Source organism: Microbacterium umsixpiens (assembly GCF_053543675.1).
Genome location: NZ_JBLVOH010000038.1, coordinates 1 through 5637, shown reverse-complemented (window position 1 = coordinate 5637; position 5637 = coordinate 1). Strand labels below are relative to the sequence as shown.

General features: G+C 69.3%; 5 protein-coding genes and 1 pseudogene. 4 read left to right on the top strand and 2 right to left on the bottom strand.

Going from position 1 to position 5637, the window contains the following annotated elements; translation table 11 throughout:
• The 3 genes and pseudogenes from ACNPM4_RS03880 to ACNPM4_RS03870 form a co-directional block, all read left to right on the top strand.
• A pseudogene (locus ACNPM4_RS03880) lies at positions 1-336 on the top strand (hypothetical protein); the annotation flags it as partial.
• The gene (locus tag ACNPM4_RS03875) at positions 333-2513 is read left to right on the top strand and encodes a YhgE/Pip domain-containing protein (protein WP_448984753.1); all 2181 of its coding nucleotides are present in this window, start codon (positions 333-335) and stop codon (positions 2511-2513) included. The pseudogene ACNPM4_RS03880 and the gene ACNPM4_RS03875, both read left to right, overlap by 4 nt.
• Positions 2514-2542: 29 nt before the next feature.
• Positions 2543-3160, top strand: coding sequence for a TetR/AcrR family transcriptional regulator (locus ACNPM4_RS03870; RefSeq protein ID WP_091028706.1), 618 nt, complete (start codon positions 2543-2545; stop codon positions 3158-3160).
• A 39-nt stretch (positions 3161-3199) separates the two neighbouring features.
• Here the strand turns inward: ACNPM4_RS03870 and ACNPM4_RS03865 are convergent, their stop codons facing one another.
• Positions 3200-3700, bottom strand: coding sequence for a BLUF domain-containing protein (locus tag ACNPM4_RS03865; RefSeq protein WP_448984752.1), 501 nt, complete (start codon positions 3698-3700; stop codon positions 3200-3202).
• On the bottom strand, positions 3697-3951 hold the full coding sequence (locus ACNPM4_RS03860; protein WP_105710589.1) for a hypothetical protein: 255 nt from the start codon (positions 3949-3951) through the stop codon (positions 3697-3699). Before ACNPM4_RS03860 ends, ACNPM4_RS03865 begins: the two co-directional genes overlap by 4 nt.
• A gap of 181 nt (positions 3952-4132) precedes the next feature.
• Between ACNPM4_RS03860 and ACNPM4_RS03855 the strand changes: the two genes are divergently transcribed.
• Entirely contained in the window at positions 4133-5533 is a 1401-nt protein-coding gene (locus tag ACNPM4_RS03855) for a threonine/serine exporter family protein (RefSeq protein WP_262001477.1), read from the top strand.
• The last annotated feature ends 104 nt before the right edge of the window (positions 5534-5637 follow it).

Sequence of the window (5637 nt, the reverse complement as noted above, 5' to 3'; positions counted from 1 at the left end):
GCGGAGGGGCCGCTCGGCACGGTCCGGTACGCACCGGTCGCCACGACCGAGGCGGAGGCGCCCGAGGCCCCGGATGCTCCGGATGCTCCGGCCGCCGGCGCCGAGGCCGATGCCCTGCTCACCGAGTGGTTCGAGCCGGAGCCGGACACGCAGCCGTACCCGGAGACGGCGACGGAGACGGAGACAGGGCCGGAGACGGAACCCCGCATCGGACCGGATGCCGGGCAGACCGCCGAGCAGACCGACGCCGAGCAGACAGAAGAAGATCTCGCGGACGAAGATCCACTCACCGACGAAGACGAACACCGGACCGCAGAAGGAGAGGACCGCGCATGAGGGACATCCTGCACCTGACGGCCCGCGACGTGCGGCACGCGACCCAGAACGTGATGGCGTGCATCGTCCTGTTCGGCCTCGTCGTCATCCCGTCGCTGTTCACCTGGTTCAACGTCATCGCCAGCTGGGATCCGTTCGCGAACACGAAGGATCTGAAGATCGCGGTCGCGAGCACCGACGCCGGGTACGAGAGCGACCTCGTGCCGATCCGCGTGAACGTCGGCGAACAGGTCCTCTCCCAGCTGCGCGGGAACGACCAGCTCGACTGGGTCATCACCGATGAGCACGACGCGATCGACGGGACGAAGTCCGGCGAGTACTACGCCGCGATCGTCCTGCCCGAGACGTTCAGCGCCGACATGCTGACGTTCTACGCCGACGGCGGCGACCGCACGCACATCGCGCTCTACACGAACGAGAAGAAGAACGCGCTGGCGCCGAAGATCACCGGACAAGGTGCGGAAGGGGTCTCGTCCGCCATCAGCAGCACCTTCGCCGAGACGCTCGGTGACGTGGCTCTCGGCCTCGTCTCGTCGATGTCGGACTACCTCACGGATGAAGACACGCAGGCCGCACTCACCCGCATCGAGGCCCGCCTCGGGAGCGTGGGCGATCAGCTGCGGTCCGGGGCGCACACGGCCGACACCTTCACGGCTCTGCTCGAGGCGAGCCGGCCCCTGCTCGACAGCGCCTCGGGCCTGGTCGGCTCGGCCGGCGACGCGTTCACCGACACCTCCGGCGCACTCGGCAGCGGGGTGGACGCGGCGGGCACACTGAAGTCGACCCTGCAGACGGCCGCCCAGTCCCTGACGGATGCGCTCGCGGCGACGGCGAGTAGCTACGACGCCGTCGGTCAGCGCATCGACGAACTGTACGCCGGGGCCGACTCGCTCAGCGGCAGCCAGGTGCAGGCGATCACCACGCTCGCGGACCGCGTGCAGCAGCAGATCGACCAGTACTCCGCGGTCAAGAACACCCTGGAGGCGGAGGTCGGGCCGAACCTTCCCGAATCCGCGCAGCCCGACTTCGACGCCGTGATCAGTCGGCTCGATGAGGCCATCGCCCGGCAGCAGGCCCTGCAGGAGCGCCTCCAGACCGCGGCGACCGAGATCGCGGCCGGCAACGACTCGGCGCAGAGCTCGCATCAGGAGATCACCGCCGCGATCGCCGCGGCGAAGAAGGCGATGACGGATGCACGGAGCACGTACGACAACGGGCTGAAGGCACAGCTGAACTCCCTCTCGTCGACCCTCACGCAGATCGGCTCCGACGTCTCGGCGATCCGCTCCGACCTCTCCGGCATCACGTCCAGCCTCTCCGGAGCATCCGATTCCGTGCAGTCGACCCTTTCGCGCGCACAGGAGGCCACGACGCAGCTGTCGGCATCGCTGAACTCGTTGGCCGACCGGTTCGACACCGTGCAGCAGGCGATGACGAAGGCCGCGGACACCGGCGATCTCAGTGAGCTGATGGGCGCCGACCCCGGCGTGCTCGCCACGTCCCTCGCCGAACCCGTGCGCGTGGACCGCACCGCGGTGTTCCCGGTGGCCGGTTTCGGCGCGGCCATGGCGCCGCTGTACATGATCCTGGCCCTCTGGGTGGGTGCGCTGCTGATGACCGTGACGATCCGCGTCGACGTGAACGCCGAGACGCTCCCCGATCGCCCCGAACTCACCCCGACGCAGAAGTATCTCGGCCGCTACGGCATCTTCGGCCTAGTCGGACTCGCACAGAGCACGCTGCTGACGCTCGGGCTGATCCTCTTCGTCCAGGTCGAACCCGCGCATCCGCTCCTGCTGATCCTGGCCGGGTGGGTGATCTCGACCGTGTTCACCCTCATCGTCTACACGGCCGTGGTCGCGTTCGGCAACGCGGGCAAGGCGCTCTCCGTGCTGCTCCTGGTGATCCAGATCTCGGGTTCGGGCGGCGCGTATCCGCTGCAGCTGCTGCCCGACTGGTTCCAGAGCATCAGCCCGTTCCTGCCCGCGACCTACGCCGTGAACATGGTGCGATCGGCGATCGCCGGCGTCTACCAGGGCGATTTCTGGTGGTCGCTGGGCGCGCTCGCGCTGTTCATCATCCCCGCGCTGCTCCTCGGTCTCGTGCTCCGTCGCCCGTTGATGACGTACAACCGCAAGCTCGTCGACGCACTCGCGTCGACCAAGTTGATGTCGTGACTCCTGTGTCTCCGCGAAAGGACCATGAAGTGACCGCACCGAATCCCCGGCGTCGGCGCGATGCGCTCGCCAACCGCGAGGCCCTGCTGCGCGCGGCGCAGTCGGTGCTCGCGACCAACCCCACGGCATCGCTCGATGTGATCGCACAGGCCGCCGGCCTCACGCGGCGCTCCGTCTACGGCCACTTCGCCGACCGCGACAGCCTGCTGCGCGAGGTGATCGCCGTCGGTGCGCAGCGGTTCAACGCGATCGCCGAGGCGACCGACGAATCCGACCCCCGCGTCACGCTGGCGCGGATGGCGACGCGGCTGTGGCGGGAGGCCTCGGCCGTGCGTGCTTCGGCCAACATCGCCCTCGATGATGCTCATCTGACCGACACCGTGCTCGCCCTGGCACCGCTGCGCCGACGAATCCGCGATCTGACGAGGACCGGGGTGGAATCCGGGGCGTTCCGCGGAGACATGCCGGCCGAGCTGCTCGCCTTCCTCATCGAGGAGACGGCGCGGGCGACGCTGCGCGAGCTGCGGCTCACCACGACCGATGCCGACTCCACCGTCGTCCGCGTGGTGCTGAGCATCGTGGGCCTCTCGTGGACGGAGCAGGCCGAGCTCATCGGCGCGCACCCCGAGATCTTCGCGCAGGACTGAGGCCGCGGCGGGCGCACGCTCGCGCCCGCTGGTGATCGTTCAGGCGCTCGCTTCGCCGAACCGCCCCGGACTCGCCACAGCTTCGGCAGTGACCGACCGATCCCCCGCGCGCACCCGGAACCAGAGGGTGAGCTCGGTCAGCGCCCGGACGAGGGTGTCCACGTCTGAGCCGGCGTCCAGGTCGGCGAACGAGTCCCGGTACCCCTCGGGGCGCCTCTCGCCGCGATGCAACACCCGGTACCCCATGGTCCAGTCCGAGAAGCGGCGCTCGGCGATCGACTCCTGCATGAGCACGCGCAGGTCGTGGTGTCGGGAGTCGTTGCGGATGACGTCGACGAGGTCCGCGACGGTCTCCGGATGCCCCTCCAGCACCTGGATGAAGCGCCCGTCTCGATGAAGGAGCATGCCGGTTATGGCACGCCCATCGTTGAGACGCCGGCACACGGTGAGGAGCTGCTCGAGTGCGGATTCACGGAACGGCTGGGAAGCAGTGCTGGTGTAGACCAGCGAGACCAGACCGGTGTCGGCTTTCGTGCTCACAACGCCACCCCCTGCTCACCGTCATGGAACTCGGGCGACGACTCGACCATCAGCTGTTCCACCGCGGCCGTGGCCGCCGGCAACGTCGGGAAGTCGCCCTGGGGCCGTGACCGGGCATCGAACGCGCGATACCCTCCGTCCGGTTGCCTGTCGATGTATCCGAGGAAGTCGCCGCGGCGGCTTCCGACATGGAAGCCCTCCTCGACGCAGGCCCAGAGGACGTCGTGATCGGGTCGGGCGGAGTTCGGCACTCTGGAACGATACGTGCGCACCGTCCACAGCGCGCTCCCCTTTACAGCCGCCGCAAGGGTGCGCTAAGCGCGCGCCGCAGGGGTTGCAGGAGCGACGATCCGCACGGTATTCGGCATCCGCGTCGAAAGCAGAGCCTTCGATCACCTCGATCGGCGGCCCTCGTCCGGGAGAATGGACGATATGTCCGCGACACCCCGCCGGCCGCTGCTCTCCGCTGTGCGCCGCCTGCTGCACACCGACCCCTCCACGGTCGCGCACACCGAGGTCCTGCCCGTCATCGACGAGCGCACGGTGCCCCGGGTGCTCGACCTGGCGACGAGGATCGGGGAGTCGATGTTCGCGGTCGGCGCCTCGGCCCATGAGGTGACGTTGGCCATCACCCGCGTCTGCGATGCGTACGGGATGAAGGGCGTGCAGGTCGACGTCACCTACAACTCGATCACGGTGTCGTTCCACCTGAGCGGCGAGGTCTGGCCCGAGACGCTGGTGCGCGTCGTGCGGGTCACCGCCCCCGATCACGCGAAGCTGCAGCGGGTGCAGGCCCTGGTCGCCGACATCGACGGTGGGCTCGACCTCGAATCCGCCCGCACGACCTTCCGAGCGATCCGCCGGGTCCCGTTCCGCTATCAGCAGCCGGTCGTGATCGTCGCCCGAGCCCTGCTCGCCGTCGGCGTAAGCATCATGCTCGGCGCCTCCCCGATCATCGTCGGACTCACGTTCGTCGCCGCCCTGTGCGCGGCCCTGACCCAGGCGGGTCTCGCCCGGCTCCGGGTGCCGCTGTTCTTCAGCCAGATCGCCGGAGGGTTCGTGACCACCGTCGTGGCGGTCGTCGTCTCGGCGCTGGGCTCGGCGGGGATCGAGCCGTTCGTCGGAATCCGTCCGTCGATCATCGTCGCCTCGGGCATCGTGCTGATGCTGGCCGGTCTCACCGTGGTGGGCGCGGCACAGGATGCGATCGACGGCTTCGCGCTCACCGCCGGCGGACGCATCCTCGACCTCACGATGCAGACCCTCGGTGTGGTGATCGGCATCCTCGTCGGCCTGGAACTCGGGAGCGTCCTGGGGTTCACCATGGACCTCCCCGACGACCCGGCACCGTTCGGCCCGATCCTGAACCAGTTCGTCGGCGCGATCATCATCGCGATCGCCGTCGCGGTGTTCAACGGCGCCGGCATCCGCATCATCCTGGTGAGCGCGCTGCTCAGTGCGGTGACCCTCGCGGGCTACTCGGGTTCGGTGGCGCTGAACCTGCACCCGGCTGCGGCGAGCGCGGTCGGCGCTCTGCTCGCGAGCTTCCTCGGGATGCTCATCGCCCGCAACCTGCACGTCCCGTCGGTCGCGGTCACGACGGCGGCGATCGTGCCCCTCGTTCCCGGTGTCGCCGTGTTCCAGGGCCTGCTCGAGATGGTGCACGCCACCGGGACGTCCACGGGGATGCTGGTCGCCGGTGGATCGCTCATCGACGCCGCAGTGATCGGCATCGGTCTGGCGTCCGGCGCCTCGCTCGGCCTCTACCTCGGAACCCCGGTGCGGGCGACTCTCGCGAGCGTCGCGAAGACCCGCGCCCGCGTCCGCCGCTGACCCCGGGACCCCTCCGCGCCTCCACGCCTCCCCTCTCCCCCCCGCCTCTCCGCCGAGTGCACGGCTTGTCGCCGAGTACACGGGCTATCCGCGTCGACGATCCG